Genomic DNA, 16523 nt, shown 5'->3' on the forward strand with positions numbered 1-16523 from the left:
TGAATAATGTTTAAAACCCGAACTGGTCTGCTGAGTTAAAATATTGTTATGGTTAGGCTGCGAGTTTGAGGGCTGCGATGATAATTAGTAATGATTTCAGGAGTAATACCTTGGATAAGGTCTGGTTAAAACGGTATCCGGCAGATGTGCCCGCAGAGATTGATGCCGATCGCTATTCGTCGTTGATCGAAATGTTTGAGCATGCCGTGCAGCGCTATGCCGATCAGCCCGCCTTTATCAATATGGGCGAGGTGATGACCTTCCGCAAACTGGAAGAACGCAGCCGGGCTTTCGCGGCTTACCTGCAAAATGAACTGGGCCTGAAGAAGGGCGACCGCGTCGCACTGATGATGCCTAACCTGTTGCAATACCCCATCGCCCTGTTCGGCATTCTGCGCGCCGGCATGGTGGTGGTCAACGTCAACCCGCTGTATACCCCGCGTGAGCTGGAGCACCAGTTGAACGACAGCGGCGCCAGCGCCATCGTCATCGTTTCCAACTTTGCCCATACGCTGGAAAAAGTGGTGTTCAACACTCAGGTCAAACACGTGATCCTGACGCGCATGGGCGATCAGCTGTCGGCCGCCAAAGGTACGCTGGTCAATTTCGTGGTCAAGTACGTCAAGCGCCTGGTGCCCAAATACAACCTGCCGGACGCCATTTCCTTCCGCAGCGCGCTGCAGCGCGGCCGCCGCCTGCAGTATGTAAAACCGGACATCATTAATGCCGATCTGGCCTTCCTGCAATATACGGGCGGCACCACCGGGGTGGCGAAGGGCGCGATGCTGACGCACCGCAACATGCAGGCCAACCTCGAGCAGGCCAAGGCCGCCTATTCGCCGCTGTTCCGCGAAGGGCAGGAACTGGTGGTGACGGCGTTGCCGCTGTATCACATTTTCGCGCTGACGGTGAACTGCCTGCTGTTTATCGATCTGGGCGGGCGCAATTTGCTGATCACCAACCCACGCGACATTCCGGGGCTGGTGAAAGAACTGGGCAAATATCCGTTCACCGCCATGAGCGGGGTGAATACGCTGTTCAACGCGTTGCTGAACAACGAAGAGTTCCACAAGCTCGATTTCTCTACGCTGCGTTTCTCGGTCGGCGGCGGCATGTCGGTGCAAAAAGCGGTGGCCGAGAAGTGGGAGAAAACCACCGGTAAACACCTGCTGGAAGGTTATGGCCTGACGGAGTGCGCGCCGTTGGTGGCCGGTAACCCTTACGATCTGAAACACTACAGCGGCAGCATCGGCCTGCCGGTGCCGTCGACGGACATTCGTCTGGTGGACGACAATGGCCAGGATGTACCGCCGGGCGAACCGGGCGAACTGTGGGTCAAAGGGCCGCAAGTTATGTTAGGCTATTGGCAGCGTCCGGACGCCACCGACGAAGTGCTGAAAGATGGCTGGTTGGCGACCGGCGATGTGGTGACCGTAGACGAGCAGGGGTTCGTGCGCATCGTCGACCGCAAGAAAGACATGATCCTGGTCTCCGGTTTCAACGTTTACCCGAACGAGATCGAGGACGTGGTCAGCCAGCATCCGAAAGTGCTGGAATGTGCGGCGATCGGTGTGCCGAGCGAGGTCTCCGGCGAAACGGTGAAGATCTGCGTGGTGAAGAAAGACGCCTCGCTGACCAAGGAAGAGCTGTTGACCCATTGCCGTCGGCACCTGACCGGGTATAAAGTGCCTAAAATTGTTGAGTTCCGCGATGAACTGCCGAAGTCTAACGTCGGCAAGATTTTGCGGCGAGAACTGCGCGATGAGCTAAAAACACCGAAGCCGGCCGATGCCGCCTAGGTGTCGCTCTCGCGCCTGACTATCAACAACGCCGGTGAATGCCGGCGTTGTTGTGTTTGAATCCTACAAGAGAATGATGTTTTGAATTATCAGTTGATCACTACCGATGCCGGATTGCAGCAGGTCTGCGAGCAGGCGAGAAAGCATGCCCAGATTGCGCTGGACACCGAGTTTGTCAGAACGCGCACCTACTATCCGCAGCTGGGCCTGATCCAGCTCTACGACGGTGAACAACTCTCCCTTATCGATCCTCTGCCGATCAAGCAATGGCAGCCGTTTGTCGACCTGCTGGCCGACACCGCCGTGGTGAAGTTCCTGCATGCCGGCAGTGAAGATCTCGAAGTGTTTCTCAACGCCTTTAAAACGCTGCCGACGCCGATGGTCGATACTCAGATCCTGGCTGCCTTTACCGGCCGGCCGCTCTCCTGTGGCTTCGCGACGCTGGTGGCGGAGTATATGAAGGTTGAGCTGGACAAGAGCGAGTCGCGCACCGACTGGCTGGCGCGCCCGCTGACCGAAAGGCAATGCGTGTACGCGGCCGCCGACGTGTTCTATCTGCTGCCGATGGCTAAACAGTTGGTGCAGGAGACCGAAGAGGCCGGTTGGACCGCGGCGGCCAATAACGAGTGCCTGCTGCTGTGCCAGCGCCGTAGCGAGACGCTGGCGCCGGCATTGGCCTATCGCGAAATCAGCAACGCCTGGCAGCTGCGCCCGCGTCAGCTCGGTTGTCTGCAGAAGTTGGCGGAATGGCGGCTGCGCCAGGCGCGTGAGCGCGATCTGGCGGTGAACTTTGTGGTGCGTGAGGAGAACCTGTGGCAGGTGGCGCGCTATATGCCGTCTTCGCTGGGAGAACTGGATTCGCTGGGTCTGAGCGGGCCGGAGATCCGTTATCACGGTAAAACGCTGCTGGCGCTGGTGGCGGAGGCCGAAGCGCTGGACGAGTCCGAGTTGCCGGCGCCGTTGGCCAACCTTATCGATCAGCCGGGCTACAAGAAGGTGTTCAAAGACATCAAGGCGGCGATCGCTACCGTCAGCGAGCAAAGCGGGTTGAGCAGCGAGCTGCTGGCATCCCGTCGCCAAATTAACCAATTGTTGAACTGGCATTGGAAACTGAAGGACGGCGAGAGTCGCCCTGAATTAATCAGCGGCTGGCGCGGCGATTTATTAATGGTGCCGTTGCAGGACATCCTGAAAGATTATTAATCGCTGGTTATCACCAGGGCAGGGTAGGGAAACTCTGCTCGGGTGAATATAGGCAGGAAATAATGCGTTGAAGGTAAATCTGGCCAGAATTTACTTTAAACGAGGTGGCGGCAAAGTTAATTGGGAATTGTCCCAAAGGGAAAAATCGATTTTTTGCTGCCGATAATGCTTAATAACTGGATGCACATACAGTTACCCCCTGCATAAAATATACAGGGGGTAATTAATGCGTCGCAATCATTTAGCTGCTTCTTCCGATTCCGGTAATGTCACGTTAAGTTCAAGTACCGAAATATCGTCCCCTTTCTGCTCGAACTGCACATGCAGCATTTCAGGATCGATCTGAATGTATTTGCAAATAACCGCCAGAATATCGCGTTTCAAATCAGGCAGATACGGGGGCTCACTGTCCCCGCGACGACGCTCTGCGACGATAATCTGCAGCCGTTCCTTGGCTATATTGGCTGTCTGTTTTTTGCGGGACAGAAAGAAGTCTAATAAGGCCATGGTTTATCCCCCAAAAAGGCGTTTCAGGAAACCCTTCTTCTCTTCTTCAATGAAGCGGAATGGGCGTTCTTCCCCCAACAAGCGGCAAACGGTATCGTCATACGCCTTACCGGCGTCTGACTCGGCATCCAGAATGACAGGCTCACCCTGGTTGGAAGCGCGCAGCACGGACTGGTCTTCCGGGATTACGCCCACCAGCGGAATGCGCAGGATTTCCAGCACGTCTTCCATGCTCAGCATGTCGCCACGGCTGACGCGGCCCGGGTTATAACGGGTCAGCAGCAGGTGTTCCTTGATAGGCGATTCGCCTTTCTCAGCGCGGCGTGATTTAGAAGAGAGAATGCCCAGGATACGGTCGGAGTCGCGTACCGAAGAGACTTCCGGGTTGGTGGTGATGATAGCTTCGTCGGCGAAATACAGCGCCATCAGCGCACCGGTTTCGATACCGGCCGGTGAGTCGCAGACCACGAAGTCAAAATCCATCTCGCCGAGATCGTTGAGGACTTTTTCAACGCCTTCACGGGTTAACGCGTCTTTGTCGCGCGTCTGCGAAGCCGGCAGGATATAGAGGTTTTCAGTGCGTTTGTCTTTGATCAACGCCTGATTCAGCGTGGCATCGCCCTGAATCACGTTCACGAAATCATAAACTACCCGACGTTCGCAGCCCATGATCAGGTCAAGATTACGCAGACCGATATCGAAATCGATCACGACGGTTTTCTTGCCTTTCTGGGCCAGGCCGGTAGCGATGGCCGCGCTCGAAGTGGTCTTGCCAACGCCCCCTTTACCCGATGTAACAACAATAATGCGTGCCATGAAATGGATTCCTTGTCAAAAGGGCTTAATTTAAAGGTTGTATGGTTAAAGCGTTATCCAACAGGCTGAGTCGTACGGCCTGCCCGACGTAATCGGACGGGATTTGGTCGCTCAACCAGTACTGCCCTGCGATAGAGACTAGCTCAGCCGCCAGGTGGGTGCAAAAAATCTGACATTGCGTGTCGCCTGACGCGCCTGCCAGTGCGCGACCGCGCATCATGCCGTAGACATGAATATTGCCGTCGGCAATCAACTCGGCGCCGGCGCTGACGCTGCTGGTCACGATTAGATCGCTGTTGCGGGCGTAAATCTGTTGGCCGGAGCGGACAGGCGTACTGATGATGCGCGTTTTGGCGGGGGCGTTATCCGCCACCACGGGCGCTGGTGCAGGCTCCGGCGCCGCCATTTTCTGGCCTTTGCCTTCGCTCAGCAGCGGCAGCCCGGCGCGGGCTATCGCGCGCTTTTGACGCTCATCTCTGCAACCGCTGATACCCACAACGCGCAGACCTGCTGCCGCGACAGCCTGTTGAAGTTCTTTCCAGTTCGCATCGCCTTCCAGCGTTGCGACGTTGATAACAACAGGGGCGTTTTTCAGAAAAGCGGGCGCTTGCTCAACTTTTTCCTGTAACGCCTGGCGTATTACCTCGGGCTGCGAATTATGCAAATGAACAACCGATAGGGTAAAACTGCTGCCTTTTAGCTCAATTGGCGATTGTGACATCTATCCTGACTCAGTCTCAGCAACTTTAAATCCCCGGAATACCACTCGGGGTGCGATATTCCGATGTACTATAAGCATGTTATAGTCAGAGTTATATCCAGGCAAGACGCTCCCTCAATTAAATAGAGTTAAAAAAATGCTTTGTGTGATCTATAGAAGCCCGAAACGCGATCAAACTTATCTTTATGTCGAAAAAAAAGACGATTTCTCTCGTGTGCCGGAAGAGCTGATGAAAAGTTTCGGCGTGCCGCAATTCGCCATGATGCTGTCGCTCGATGAGCGCAAAAAATTGGCCTCGGCGGATATCGAAAAGGTGAAGCAGGCGTTGAAAGACGAAGGCTATTATCTGCAGTTCCCGCCGCCGGTTGAAAACCTGCTCAATCAGCATCTGGCGGGCGATAAGGCCTGAGACAGTCGCCACGGCCAGGGGAGGCGCGATGACACGTTCGGCGAGAAAGACCGTATTGGCCGCCTGGTTGGCGCTGGGCGGGGTGCTGATGCCCGGCGCATCGCAGGCGGCGCAGGCGGCGCAGGAGACGACGCTGGCGGCGAGCGGCCGCGATCCGGCGCAGTTCCCGGCGTATGTCGATCAACTTAAGCGCCGGGCGCGGGAACAGGGCATCAGTCAGGCCACCCTTGATCGCGCGTTTGCGCAAATCCATTTCGTCGATCGGGTGATCAAGGCCGATCGCAATCAGCCGGAGCAGAAGGTAACCCTGGACGACTATCTACGGCGGGTGATGTCGCCCGCCAAGGTGCGCCAGGGGCGCGAACTGTATCGGCTGCGCCATGCGCAATGGTCGCGGGCCAGCGAGCGCTATCGGGTGCCAGGGCGTTATATCATCGCGCTGTGGGGGATGGAGAGCGCCTACGGCAAGATTCAGGGGCGGGAAGACGTGGTGTCTGCGCTGGCGACCTTGGCGTTTGAAGGGCGCCGTGAAGCTTTTTTCAGCCAGGAACTGATGGCGGCGCTGCAGATAGTTGAGCAGGGGCATGTCGGCGATACGCCGCTGAAAGGCTCCTGGGCCGGCGCGATGGGGCAATGCCAGTTTATGCCGAGCTCCTTCTTGCGCTATGCGGCGGATGGCGACGGCGATGGGCGCATCGATATCTGGAATAACATTGACGACGTTTTCGCGTCTACAGCCAGCTATTTGTCCAAAGAGGGTTGGCAGCCCGGCATCGGTTGGGGGCGCGAGGTCAAATTGCCCGCCGGTTTCAACCGGGCCGAACTGGGCCTGAAAGACGCGCAGGCGCGCAGCGTCAACGACTGGCAAAAACGCGGCGTGCGCCGCGCGGATGGCAGTGCGTTGCCGCATGCCGTGCAGCGCGGCTGGATTATCGCGCCGGATGATCTGCAGGGGCGGACGTTCCTGGTCTATGATAATTTCCGCACCCTTATGCACTGGAATCGCTCTTACTATTTCGCTCTCGCCGTGGGTATGATGGCAGACGCGATCGGGCATTGATCCGGCACACCAATAATCGGCTTGGCGCGCCAAGCCTCTACAGTTTGGGAGAAGCGGTATGTATCAACATAGAGACTGGCAGGGTTCGTTGCTCGATTTCCCGGTGAACAAGGTAGTCTGCGTCGGCAGCAACTATGCCGATCACATCAAGGAAATGGGCAGCGCGGTTTCCGTCGAGCCGGTGGTGTTTATCAAACCGGAAACGGCGTTGTGTGATATTCGCCAGCCGGTGGCCATCCCCAAAGAGTTCGGTGCGGTGCATCATGAGGTGGAGCTGGCGGTATTGATCGGCACACCGTTGAAACAGGCCAACGAAGATCGCGTTGCGCGGGCGATCGCCGGTTACGGTGTGGCGCTCGATCTGACGCTGCGCGATCTGCAAGCGGGCTTTAAAAAGGCCGGCCAGCCGTGGGAAAAGGCCAAGGCCTTCGACGGTTCCTGCCCGATGTCGGGATTTATCCCGGTGGCGGAATTCGGCGATCCGCAAAACGCCGAGCTGTCGTTGACCGTCAACGATCAATTGCGCCAGCAGGGCAATACGCGCGACATGATCACGCCAATCCTGCCGCTTATCAGCTACATGAGCCGCTTCTTCACGCTGCGCGCCGGTGACATCATCCTGACCGGCACGCCGCAGGGCGTGGGCCCGATGGCTTCCGGCGACATGCTGAAAATCAGCCTGAACGGCAAAACGCTCAGCACCCGGGTGATCTGATTTCTCCTTGCCGCCGGCATCGTCGGCGGCAAAGCTTGCATCTTGTGGCTAAAATGTCTATATAGTCCCCCCTCGAACCTGCTCGCAGGTGACTTATCCATTTACCGAAACCGGACGCTAACATGTCACAACTCGCTTTTTGGCAACAGAAAACGCTGGCGGAAATGTCAGAACAAGAGTGGGAATCGCTGTGCGACGGGTGCGGGCAATGCTGTTTGAATAAGCTGATCGACGAAGATACCGACGAGATTTATTTTACCAACGTAGCCTGCAACCAGCTCAACATCAAATCCTGCCAATGCCGCAACTACGAGCGGCGCTTCGAGCTGGAAGAAGACTGCATCAAACTGACGCGCGAAAATCTCACCACCTTCGATTGGCTGCCGCCGACCTGCGCCTATCGTCTGATTGGCGAAGGAAAGCCGCTGTTCCCCTGGCACCCGCTGATCAGCGGCTCCAAAGCGGCGATGCACGGCGAGCGCATCACGGTGCGGCATATCGCAGTGCGCGAGAGTGAAGTGGTGGACTGGCAGGATCATATCCTCAACAAGCCGGACTGGGCCAGATAACGCGGATACCTTGACAGATGTTGCTCGGCAACACGAGTTTTAATGCCAGAGGGCGGCGTGTTAAGACATTCCGCCCTCTTGGCTATTGAGCTTACGCGCGTGAGACTCTTGCTTCACGCTTTTTTATCTCGGCGATGCCAGTTGGCCAGATTTTTCAGCGGCTGCTTCACATACGGGCTGGCTTTGATCAGGCTGAACAGCAGTTTATTCACCGCCGTGCCCACTTTGTCCATTGGCCGGTCGATATCGAGAAACAACACCGCGCGCAGCTCGTCGGTATCATTGCGGACCTCGTGTTCATAAGAATCATCAAACAAAATCACCTTGCCTTCATCCCAGTGCAGGATCTGATCGTCGACGCGGATCCAGAGCTTGTCCCGATCCTTTGGCACGATCAATCCCAGATGCGCGCGCACCACGGCTCGCGTCGGGCCCTTGTGGGGCACGATGTGATAGTGCGGTTTGAGGATTGAAAACATGGCGGTGCGCATGCCCGGGATCTCGCTGACCGCCTCTGCTGTGCGCGGGCAGATGGCGCAGTTTTCATCAACCCGTTGCCCGTAGACAAACAGCCCGAAGGTTTTCCAGTTATCTCCTTTAGAGATGCGTTTCTGATCCGGTGATATTTGATGGAACGCGGGGATGTCCTCCGGGTGCTCCAGTAACCGATCCAACTCCTGGCGAATGGCTGGCCAACGGGCTTCCAGCGCCGTCACCCAATGGAATTCATGATTGCCGATCCGCGGCGTGGTGGAGATGAGCGAATGGCGAGTCTGAAATTCGCCGTTCCAGCGCAGGAATTTTTTCCCGGCTTTGAGCAGCATGCGCCGCAGGAAGGGGCGCTGAGACGAAGGGGGCAATGTGGTATCCGGCATAAATCGTGTCCTTGATGTCATTGGCCTACTGCTTTCAGCATAAGGAAAGAATCACGAACGATTTTAATCATTAGTGCGCGAGCGATGGCCGATGAGTGATACCGCGCAGAGTTAAATTTGAATGATTTATTTAAAGGCAGCGGGGACTGACGGTTGGGGGAGAAGGAAAAAAGCCCCTGCAAAGATGAGGGGCAAGACACACAACAACACCAGGGAAATCGGTAGTACTCACTTTGCCGATACTATAAGGATTTTATGGGTAAACTTCACCAAAATATTGTGCTCTGAATGTGACAAAGGTGCAGTCGTTCATAAGTAACGGTAATTTATTGATGCTCGAAGGCTGAAAGGAATGAGCCAGAGCGGCCAGTTTTTAGTCGCCGATATCGCAGAAGTTTAATGTTATGTAAATTACGCGCTTAATTGTGCCGGGATGCTTCTTTTTAAACGATAAGTTGGGTAATTTGGCCGTTCTCCCGCAAGTTCGAGAGTATAACAATGAAAATGATCCGCCTGTTTGCCGTAGCTGGAGCGCTGATCGTGCTCGTTTACTTCCTTACACATACCTGAGGTGGCTTTATCTCGGAATGTGGCAGCAATACCTAAAAAAACGGCGCCTTCCGGCGCCGTTTTTTGTTTGTCTGCCGATCAGCGGCCGAACAGGTCGCGGCGGCGTGGGCGAACAAACTGCGCGATCAGCACAATCAGCGCCACCAGCAGATAGGCGCCGAAGATGCCGACCAACCATTGCGGCATTTCCAACGTCAGGAATTGCCATTGACGCACGGAGCAGTCACCGGAAGCGTGGAACACCGCCGGCAGCCATTTGTCCAGCGGCAGCCAGGACGGGAAGCTGACGAAGAAATCGCAGGTATTGAATGGCGAAGGATGCAACTGGATCATGGTGTGCTTCCACGCCAGCTGTACGCCTTCCCAGGCGCTGTAGATCCACAGCAAGATCGCCGCGTAGCGCAGCGGCGTTTTCGGCGCGATGGCGCCCACCAGCGAGGCGCCGAGGATACCGAACAGCGCGCAACGCTCGTAAATGCACATCACGCACGGCTGCAGCAGCATAACGTGCTGGAAATAGAGCGCGACCAGTTCCAACACCAACGCTGTCAGGGCCATCAGCAGCCAGGCGCCGCGTCCTTGTGAACAGCGGTTAAAGAATTGCAACATATCTAGATTCTTCCATGCAGTAAGCAATTGAACCGGCAGTGTAAACCAATTCCTCTTCGCTGCCAGCCACCTGGGCCGGATTCAGCGTAAAAATAGTCGGTTCACCCTGCCGGCGCCGTCTCAGTGGCCGACGGCGTCGATGGACGGCAGCGTCAGCCAATGCCACTGCGTCAACAGTTCGGTCGCTGGCTCCAGCGTGAACTGTACGCACAGCAGGCCGACCACGGTTAATACGATCGTATAAGGCAGGGCCATCCACACCATGCGGCCATACGACAGACGCACCAGCGGCGCCAAGGCCGACGTCAACAGGAACAGGAACGCCGCCTGGCCGTTAGGGGTCGCGACCGAAGGCAGGTTGGTGCCGGTATTGATGGCGACCGCCAGCAGTTCGAACTGTTTCAGCGCAATGGCGCCGGTTTCCAGCGCGGTGCGCGCCTCGTTGATGTAAACCGTGCCGACGAACACGTTGTCGGAAACCGACGACAGCAGGCCGTTGAACAGGTAGAACAGCGAAAGCTGAGAAGCGGGCTCGGCGCGCAGCACAAACTGGATCACCGGGCTGAACAGGTGCTGCTCGATGATGACCGCGACCACGGTGAAAAACACCGTCAGCAGCGCGGTGAACGGCAGCGCTTCCTGGAACGCTTTGCCGATGGCGTGCTCGTCGTTCACGCCGCACAGGGAGGTGGCGAGAACGATGACCGACAGGCCAATCAGCCCCACTTCAGCCAGGTGGAAGGCCAGCGCCAGCACCAGCCAAACGCCGATCAGCGCTTGCATCAACAGTTTGAGCCGTTCTTGTTTGCTACGGCCCGCAGTGGCCTTGCGGTCATACTCTTTCAGCACGTCGCGTACCGCTTCCGGTAGCTGCGCGCCGTAGCCAAACAGGCGAAAACGTTCTACCAGCCAACAAACCAGCAGACCGCACACCAACACCGGCAGCGTGACCGGCGCCATTCGCAGGAAGAAATCGATAAAACCCCAGCCCGCGTTTTTGGCGATGATCAGGTTTTGCGGCTCGCCCACCATGGTCATGACCCCGCCGAGCGCAGTGCCGACGCCGGCGTGCATCAGCAGGCTGCGCAGAAAGGCGCGGAATTGCTCCAGCGTCTGTTTGCGCTCTTCGCCGGTAAAATCGCTGTCATCGCCGATGTCGCCGTCGGGGCGATTCGATGTCACGTTGTGATAGATGGAATAGAAGCCGGTGGCCACGCTGATCACCACCGCCACGACCGTCAGCGCGTCGAGGAAGGCGGAAAGAAAGGCAGCGGCCAGGCAGAACGCCAGCGACAGCAGCGTTTTCGAGCGGATGTTGAGCAGCAGCTTGGTGAACACGAACAGCAGCAGTTGCTTCATAAAGTAGATGCCGGCCACCATAAAGATCAGCAGCAGCAACACGTCCAGATTATGTTCGATTTCCTGCGAGACCTGCGCCGGGCTGGTCATGCCGATGGCCACGGCCTCGAGCGCCAGCAGGCCGCCAGGCAGCAACGGGTAACATTTCAACGCCATCGCCAGGGTAAAGATGAACTCGACCACCAGCAGCCAACCCGCGATAAACGGGCTGGCGAAAAAGAACACCAGGGGGTTGATCGCCAGAAAAATGAGAATGGTCAGTTTGTACCAGTCGGGAGATTGCCCCAGAAAATTTTTGAGCAGGGCGCTACGCAGGGTTGTTTCCATTGTGCTCTATGCATCCTTCAATCAGTCGTAGCACGTACCCTAACAACGCGGCGGGGGCGGGCGCAACCGGAGCTTGTTTTACGGCGGCAAATTTCTCAGGGCCGGTGTTTTTGCGCGTTTTTTGCCACGTTATGCACACTTTCGTTTATTGTTTTTCGCTCACGCTATGTCATGTCAGCACGATCTGGTATGATGAGCTGATTACTTTTACTGATTTTATCGTCGCAACGGAACGTCAAACACATGGTCATAAAGGCGCAGAGTCCTGCCGGTTTCGCGGAAGAGTACATTATTGAGAGTATTTGGAATAATCGCTTCCCCCCTGGCTCTATTTTGCCCGCGGAGCGTGAGCTTTCGGAGTTGATTGGCGTCACGCGCACCACGTTACGTGAAGTGTTGCAACGTCTGGCCCGCGATGGCTGGTTGACCATTCAGCATGGTAAACCGACCAAAGTGAACAATTTTTGGGAAACGTCCGGCCTCAATATCCTTGAGACGGTGGCCCGTCTCGATCACAAAAGCGTCCCTCAGCTGATCGATAACCTGCTGTCCGTGCGCACCAATATCGCGTCGATCTTTATTCGCGCTGCGGTGCGCAATCATCCTGAGCAGGCGCAGGAAGTGCTGGCGAAAGCCGCCGAGGTGGAAGATCAGGCGGATGCCTTCAATGTCCTGGACTATGAGATCTTCCGTGGTCTGGCGTTCGCTTCCGGCAACCCGATCTATGGCCTGATCTTCAACGGTCTGAAAGGGCTGTACACCCGCGTGGGCCGTTACTACTTCTCCAATCCGGAAGCGCGCAAGCTGGCGCTGGCCTTCTACAGCAAGCTGTCCACGCTGTGCCATGAGAAGCTGTACGACCAGGTGATGGATACCGTGCGCAGCTACGGTAAAGACAGCGGAGCGATTTGGCAGAGCATGCAGGGCACCATGCCGAGCGATCTGACCGAAGCGCGTCGCTGATTGCGGCTCTCATAGCAATTATTTAATAGATATTAACTCACAGTGTAATTTTTACACTGTGAGTTTTTTTTCTAATTTTCCAGGATGTCTTTATTATCAGGAGATGATGTGGTGGTTTTTAGATGAACTATTTGTTCTTTCATTACAGCTTGTTAAAGCTTTAGCTTAAAATAGGCCAGTGAAATTCATGTTAGTGGTTTTTAGGAGGTTTATTAAATTATCATGAAGGGCACCGGAAGAACCGGTGCCAAGGGTGGTTTTAAACTTCGTTATAGCCCGTGCAGAGCATATATACTGCCTAACGTAGTTAAATGCTGGTTGTCATAATAAAACGGACGATCTTTTGACTTAAACTTGCAGCCGGTATTATCGCATAAGTTATCAGCAGGGTTGAATTTTCTAATGCCTTTTTCTTGTGCAATAGAAGTCAATAAGTCGTTTACGTCCGAGTGTGGCAGTTGATAGCGATCGGTAAATTCACCTGCTGTTTTTTCTCTTGAAAGTAAACTGTTTATTAATTTGCGTAAGGGTATTTGTTGATTGTCGATGTTTTTAACTACATCGAAGTCAAGTTGGGGGACATCACTGACTATTATAACCTCCTTGCGAGCGGCTTTTAATTGGTTTACTAACTCATTAAGGCCTGAGCTTAAAGCAGATATTCCAGTTTCTGTCGTTACAGTACTTTTGTAGCTTCCACTATTATCATAGATGGCCGAGTCCCACAAAGCGGAGATAATAACAGTTTTTATTTTTTTGTTTTCACTTATAAGGTTCAATGCATTTTTATTAAACTCATCACATTCAGCACCATGTGCTGGGTAGGTATTAATGGTTCGTGTTGCGCCAACCAGCATTGGGCATGAAGCTTTATTAAGTTGATACACGACTAAATTGTTATTTTTCGCATACTTTTCAACGCCGCCTCGTAAGGCCGCTGCATGGCTATCACCCACGAGAGCAACGGCATCCTGACTGGAGTTTGGGAGGCAGGTTTCATCTCTAGAGTAGGTTTTTGCTCCATACCCTACCAGACAACGGTCAGCAACTCTCTCTAACTTGTCCTTGTCGACTTGCACGACCTCCGGACTGAGTCTTTGTGGTATACCTTTCAAGAGATAACCGAGAGCGGTCGGTAAGAGCAATGCTGCTGAAACCAAGATGTAACCAAAAATGATCTTCGGATTGGATAGGTGAACCCTTTTTCTGAATGGAGTTTCAACAAAGAGATAGGAGAGGTAAGCAATAAATAAGGCAACGGTTGATATCAGTAAGCCGGCATGTAATGACAGTCTCTCGTCGATACCTATGCGAGCAAAAGAAAGCAGAGGCCAGTGCCACAGATACCAAGAATAAGATACTAATCCAATAAATACCATCACACGGTTGCCAAGAATGATTGAGCTTAACTTACCGTTGCTTAGAATTAAAAAAATCGAACCGAGCACGGGTAAGGTGGCGGAATAACCTGGGAACTCCGTTTTTTTGTCAAAAGTTAGCGCTGCAAATAATATCATTGCGAGCCCGGCCAAAAAAAGCCATTCTTTATGTGAAGCTTTCAAACTGTTGAATCGTCCCTCTTTATGCATTATTGAAATAATTACGCCAGCACCCAACTCCCATGCCCGAGTTGGAAGCATGAAAAACGAAAAGAGAGGTGATGTTTTTGTAAGGATAATGCAAAGAATAAAAGAGGCTATCGATAGTACAGAAATAGTCTTAACTACTTTAATATTTGCCTTGACAATAATGGAGAAAATAATTGGCAGGAAAATATAAAACTGTTCTTCAACGCCTAATGACCACGTCATTAATAACGGATTTAACTCTGCACTTGGCGAAAAATAGTTTGTTTTATGCCAAAGCATTATGTTAGGAACGGATAAGATTGTCGCACTGGAAAAAAGGCTGAAGTCTTTTAGCTCTAATGCAGATAGATAGAAAAAGGCAAAGGCAGAGCATACTATCAGCATTGCAATCAAGGCCGGTGCGATTCGTTTTATTCGACGGACATAGAATTTTGAATAAGAGAATTTATTCTGTGTTGTTTCTGTATAGATAATTCCGCCAATTAAGAAGCCTGATATAACAAAGAAAACGTCGACACCGATAAAACCACCACTGAGAAAACCGACTCCCGAGTGATAGAGAACAACCAGAATTATTGCAATGGCACGTAAGCCGTCAATATCACGTCTATAGTTTTTTACTGTTTCTTTTACTACATTTTCCATTAGTCCACCTGGATACTCGCTGAGCATTAAATAATCACTGAGCGCATTGGAGTAAATACGTTGGCATAATGCAAAGGTATGTCAATTTTGTAAAGTGAAAAAGGGGGATGTCACGCTTTAGGAATTTTCCCTTGTGTCTATAGTCGTAGAGGCGCTCAATGTGCCCCTGCCACTCCCTGACTATGTTTATAGGTTGTGGCGGGGCAAGGGCGGTTACAGCGGCGTAGGCCGCGGCGGGCAGCGATCGAGCAACTCTACACTGCCGTCATCATTTTGCTGCTCGAGGATCACGTCGAAGCCCCACAGGCGATGCAGGTGCTTCAACACGTCGCGGCGGCTCTTATCCAGTGGCGCGCGTTCCTGCGGGATGTAGCGCAATGTCAGCGAGCGGTCACCGCGCAGATCCACGTTCCAGATCTGAATGTTCGGCTCATGGTTGCTCAAGTTGTATTGCGCTGACAGCTCCTGGCGGATCGCCCGGTAACCGGCTTCGTTATGGATTGCGGCAATCTCCAGATAGTTGTTGCGATCGTCGTCCAGCACGGTGAACAACCGGAAATCGCGCATCACTTTGGGTGACAGGAACTGGCTGATAAAGCTCTCGTCCTTGAAGTCGCGCATGGCGAAGTGCAATGTCTCCAGCCAGTCTTTTCCGGCGATGTCCGGGAACCAGTAGCGGTCTTCTTCGGTCGGCGACTGGCAGATGCGCTTGATGTCCTGGAACATGGCGAAGCCCAGCGCATAAGGGTTGATGCCGTTATAGTACGGGCTGTTGTACGGCGGCTGATACACCACGTTGGTGTGGCTGTGCAAAAACTCCAGCATAAACCGCTCGGTCACTCGGCCCTCGTCGTACAGATGGTTGAGGATGGTGTAATGCCAGAAGGTGGCCCAACCCTCGTTCATCACCTGAGTCTGCTTTTGCGGGTAGAAATACTGGCTGACTTTGCGCACGATGCGCAACACCTCACGCTGCCAGGGTTCCAGCAGCGGTGCATTCTTTTCGATAAAATAGAGGATATTTTCCTGCGGTTCGCTCGGATACCGGCGCGCCTGCTCCGGCGACTCTTCGCGTTCAACGCGTGGCAGGGTCTTCCATAACGTATTCACCTGGCTTTGCAGATACTCTTCGCGGCTTTTCTGGCGCGCTTTCTCTTCCACCAGGGAGATTTTCTGCGGGCGCTTGTACCTGTCGACCCCATAGTTCATCAGCGCATGGCAAGAGTCCAGCAGTCGCTCCACTTCATCGACGCCGTAGCGCTCTTCGCACTGGCTGATGTAGTGGCGGGCGAACAGCAGATAATCGACGATGGAGCTGGCGTCGGTCCAGCTGCGGAACAGATAGTTATTCTTGAAGAACGAGTTGTGGCCATAGCAGGCGTGCGCCATCACCAGCGCCTGCATGGTGATGGTGTTCTCCTCCATCAGGTAGGCGATGCAGGGATTGGAGTTGATGACGATTTCATACGCCAGCCCTTGCTGGCCCTGTTTGTAGCGCTGTTCGGTTTCGATGAACTTCTTGCCGAAGGACCAATGGGTATAGTTGATCGGCATGCCGACGCTCGAATAGGCGTCCATCATCTGCTCGGAGGTGATCACCTCGATTTGATGGGGGTAGGTGTCGAGTCGGTAATGCTTGGCGACGCGGTCGATCTGCTCCAAATACACCTGCAGCAGTTCGAACGTCCAGTCCGGTCCATCGCTCAGACGTTTATCATCCTTAACCTTTTCATGTGTTGAAGTAGTCATCAGCGCACCCTCATTATTCACGGGTCTTGCTCAAACGG

At 54.0% G+C, this 16523-nt stretch carries 15 protein-coding genes; 7 read left to right on the top strand and 8 right to left on the bottom strand.

Annotated features, from left to right (window positions below):
- The first annotated feature begins 110 nt into the window (after nucleotides 1–110).
- On the top strand, nucleotides 111–1799 hold the full coding sequence (fadD, locus tag AC2CGI_RS05415) for a long-chain-fatty-acid--CoA ligase FadD (RefSeq protein WP_004932309.1): 1689 nt from the start codon (nucleotides 111–113) through the stop codon (nucleotides 1797–1799).
- An 81-nt stretch (nucleotides 1800–1880) separates the two neighbouring features.
- Nucleotides 1881–3002 (top strand): ribonuclease D, encoded by a 1122-nt coding sequence (gene rnd, locus AC2CGI_RS05420; RefSeq protein WP_015378121.1) that lies wholly within the window; start codon nucleotides 1881–1883, stop codon nucleotides 3000–3002.
- Between the two features lie 237 nt (nucleotides 3003–3239).
- Here the strand turns inward: rnd and minE are convergent, their stop codons facing one another.
- From minE to minC, 3 genes are read right to left on the bottom strand one after another with little or no spacing between them, the layout of a single operon-like run.
- Entirely contained in the window at nucleotides 3240–3509 is a 270-nt protein-coding gene (gene minE / locus AC2CGI_RS05425; RefSeq protein WP_004932303.1) for a cell division topological specificity factor MinE, read from the bottom strand.
- A gap of 3 nt (nucleotides 3510–3512) precedes the next feature.
- Entirely contained in the window at nucleotides 3513–4325 is an 813-nt protein-coding gene (gene minD, locus AC2CGI_RS05430; protein WP_004932300.1) for a septum site-determining protein MinD, read from the bottom strand.
- A gap of 25 nt (nucleotides 4326–4350) precedes the next feature.
- A complete protein-coding gene (gene minC, locus AC2CGI_RS05435) occupies nucleotides 4351–5046 on the bottom strand; it encodes a septum site-determining protein MinC (RefSeq protein ID WP_004932297.1) in 696 nt (231 codons plus the stop codon).
- Between the two features lie 136 nt (nucleotides 5047–5182).
- On the opposite strand from minC, the gene AC2CGI_RS05440 reads away from it, so the two are divergent.
- From AC2CGI_RS05440 to AC2CGI_RS05455, 4 genes are all read left to right on the top strand, one after another.
- The gene (locus AC2CGI_RS05440) at nucleotides 5183–5455 is read left to right on the top strand and encodes a YcgL domain-containing protein (protein ID WP_004932294.1); all 273 of its coding nucleotides are present in this window, start codon (nucleotides 5183–5185) and stop codon (nucleotides 5453–5455) included.
- Between the two features lie 28 nt (nucleotides 5456–5483).
- Nucleotides 5484–6515: a lytic murein transglycosylase gene (locus AC2CGI_RS05445; RefSeq protein ID WP_076740760.1), complete on the top strand. Its 1032-nt coding sequence runs from the start codon at nucleotides 5484–5486 to the stop codon at nucleotides 6513–6515.
- Between the two features lie 58 nt (nucleotides 6516–6573).
- Nucleotides 6574–7230, top strand: a complete 657-nt coding sequence (locus tag AC2CGI_RS05450) for a fumarylacetoacetate hydrolase family protein (protein WP_004932286.1) — start codon at nucleotides 6574–6576, stop codon at nucleotides 7228–7230.
- 122 nt (nucleotides 7231–7352) lie between these two features.
- Nucleotides 7353–7799, top strand: coding sequence for a YcgN family cysteine cluster protein (locus tag AC2CGI_RS05455; protein WP_004932284.1), 447 nt, complete (start codon nucleotides 7353–7355; stop codon nucleotides 7797–7799).
- 113 nt (nucleotides 7800–7912) lie between these two features.
- Here AC2CGI_RS05455 and AC2CGI_RS05460 read toward each other — a convergent pair whose 3' ends face one another.
- The 3 genes from AC2CGI_RS05460 to nhaB all read right to left on the bottom strand — a co-directional run bounded on the left by AC2CGI_RS05460 (nucleotide 7913) and on the right by nhaB (nucleotide 11539).
- Nucleotides 7913–8674 carry an aspartyl/asparaginyl beta-hydroxylase domain-containing protein gene (locus tag AC2CGI_RS05460; protein ID WP_076740761.1) on the bottom strand — a complete coding sequence of 254 codons (762 nt, stop codon included), beginning with the start codon at nucleotides 8672–8674 and terminating at the stop codon, nucleotides 7913–7915.
- Between the two features lie 648 nt (nucleotides 8675–9322).
- Nucleotides 9323–9853: a disulfide bond formation protein DsbB gene (gene dsbB, locus AC2CGI_RS05465; RefSeq protein ID WP_004932277.1), complete on the bottom strand. Its 531-nt coding sequence runs from the start codon at nucleotides 9851–9853 to the stop codon at nucleotides 9323–9325.
- Between the two features lie 120 nt (nucleotides 9854–9973).
- Entirely contained in the window at nucleotides 9974–11539 is a 1566-nt protein-coding gene (gene nhaB / locus AC2CGI_RS05470) for a sodium/proton antiporter NhaB (RefSeq protein WP_076740762.1), read from the bottom strand.
- Between the two features lie 243 nt (nucleotides 11540–11782).
- Between nhaB and fadR the strand changes: the two genes are divergently transcribed.
- Nucleotides 11783–12502, top strand: coding sequence for a fatty acid metabolism transcriptional regulator FadR (gene fadR / locus AC2CGI_RS05475; RefSeq protein ID WP_015378117.1), 720 nt, complete (start codon nucleotides 11783–11785; stop codon nucleotides 12500–12502).
- A 269-nt stretch (nucleotides 12503–12771) separates the two neighbouring features.
- Here the strand turns inward: fadR and AC2CGI_RS05480 are convergent, their stop codons facing one another.
- Nucleotides 12772–14736: an acyltransferase family protein gene (locus tag AC2CGI_RS05480; protein ID WP_076740794.1), complete on the bottom strand. Its 1965-nt coding sequence runs from the start codon at nucleotides 14734–14736 to the stop codon at nucleotides 12772–12774.
- Nucleotides 14737–14949: 213 nt separating this feature from the next.
- The gene (locus AC2CGI_RS05485) at nucleotides 14950–16485 is read right to left on the bottom strand and encodes a SpoVR family protein (RefSeq protein WP_015378115.1); all 1536 of its coding nucleotides are present in this window, start codon (nucleotides 16483–16485) and stop codon (nucleotides 14950–14952) included.
- Between the last annotated feature and the right edge of the window lie 38 nt (nucleotides 16486–16523).

The organism is Serratia sp. LSHTC3 (assembly GCF_057197125.1).

What these genes read in the sequence shown, in the direction of transcription:
- minE (WP_004932303.1), bottom strand. Translation starts at nt 3,509, where the DNA reads ATGGCCTTATTAGACTTCTTTCTGTCCCGCAAAAAACAGACAGCCAAT.
- minD (WP_004932300.1), bottom strand. Translation starts at nt 4,325, where the DNA reads ATGGCACGCATTATTGTTGTTACATCGGGTAAAGGGGGCGTTGGCAAG.
- minC (WP_004932297.1), bottom strand. Translation starts at nt 5,046, where the DNA reads ATGTCACAATCGCCAATTGAGCTAAAAGGCAGCAGTTTTACCCTATCG.
- AC2CGI_RS05440 (WP_004932294.1), top strand. Translation starts at nt 5,183, where the DNA reads ATGCTTTGTGTGATCTATAGAAGCCCGAAACGCGATCAAACTTATCTT.
- AC2CGI_RS05445 (WP_076740760.1), top strand. Translation starts at nt 5,484, where the DNA reads ATGACACGTTCGGCGAGAAAGACCGTATTGGCCGCCTGGTTGGCGCTG.
- AC2CGI_RS05450 (WP_004932286.1), top strand. Translation starts at nt 6,574, where the DNA reads ATGTATCAACATAGAGACTGGCAGGGTTCGTTGCTCGATTTCCCGGTG.
- AC2CGI_RS05455 (WP_004932284.1), top strand. Translation starts at nt 7,353, where the DNA reads ATGTCACAACTCGCTTTTTGGCAACAGAAAACGCTGGCGGAAATGTCA.
- AC2CGI_RS05460 (WP_076740761.1), bottom strand. Translation starts at nt 8,674, where the DNA reads ATGCCGGATACCACATTGCCCCCTTCGTCTCAGCGCCCCTTCCTGCGG.
- dsbB (WP_004932277.1), bottom strand. Translation starts at nt 9,853, where the DNA reads ATGTTGCAATTCTTTAACCGCTGTTCACAAGGACGCGGCGCCTGGCTG.
- nhaB (WP_076740762.1), bottom strand. Translation starts at nt 11,539, where the DNA reads ATGGAAACAACCCTGCGTAGCGCCCTGCTCAAAAATTTTCTGGGGCAA.
- fadR (WP_015378117.1), top strand. Translation starts at nt 11,783, where the DNA reads ATGGTCATAAAGGCGCAGAGTCCTGCCGGTTTCGCGGAAGAGTACATT.
- AC2CGI_RS05480 (WP_076740794.1), bottom strand. Translation starts at nt 14,736, where the DNA reads ATGGAAAATGTAGTAAAAGAAACAGTAAAAAACTATAGACGTGATATT.
- AC2CGI_RS05485 (WP_015378115.1), bottom strand. Translation starts at nt 16,485, where the DNA reads ATGACTACTTCAACACATGAAAAGGTTAAGGATGATAAACGTCTGAGC.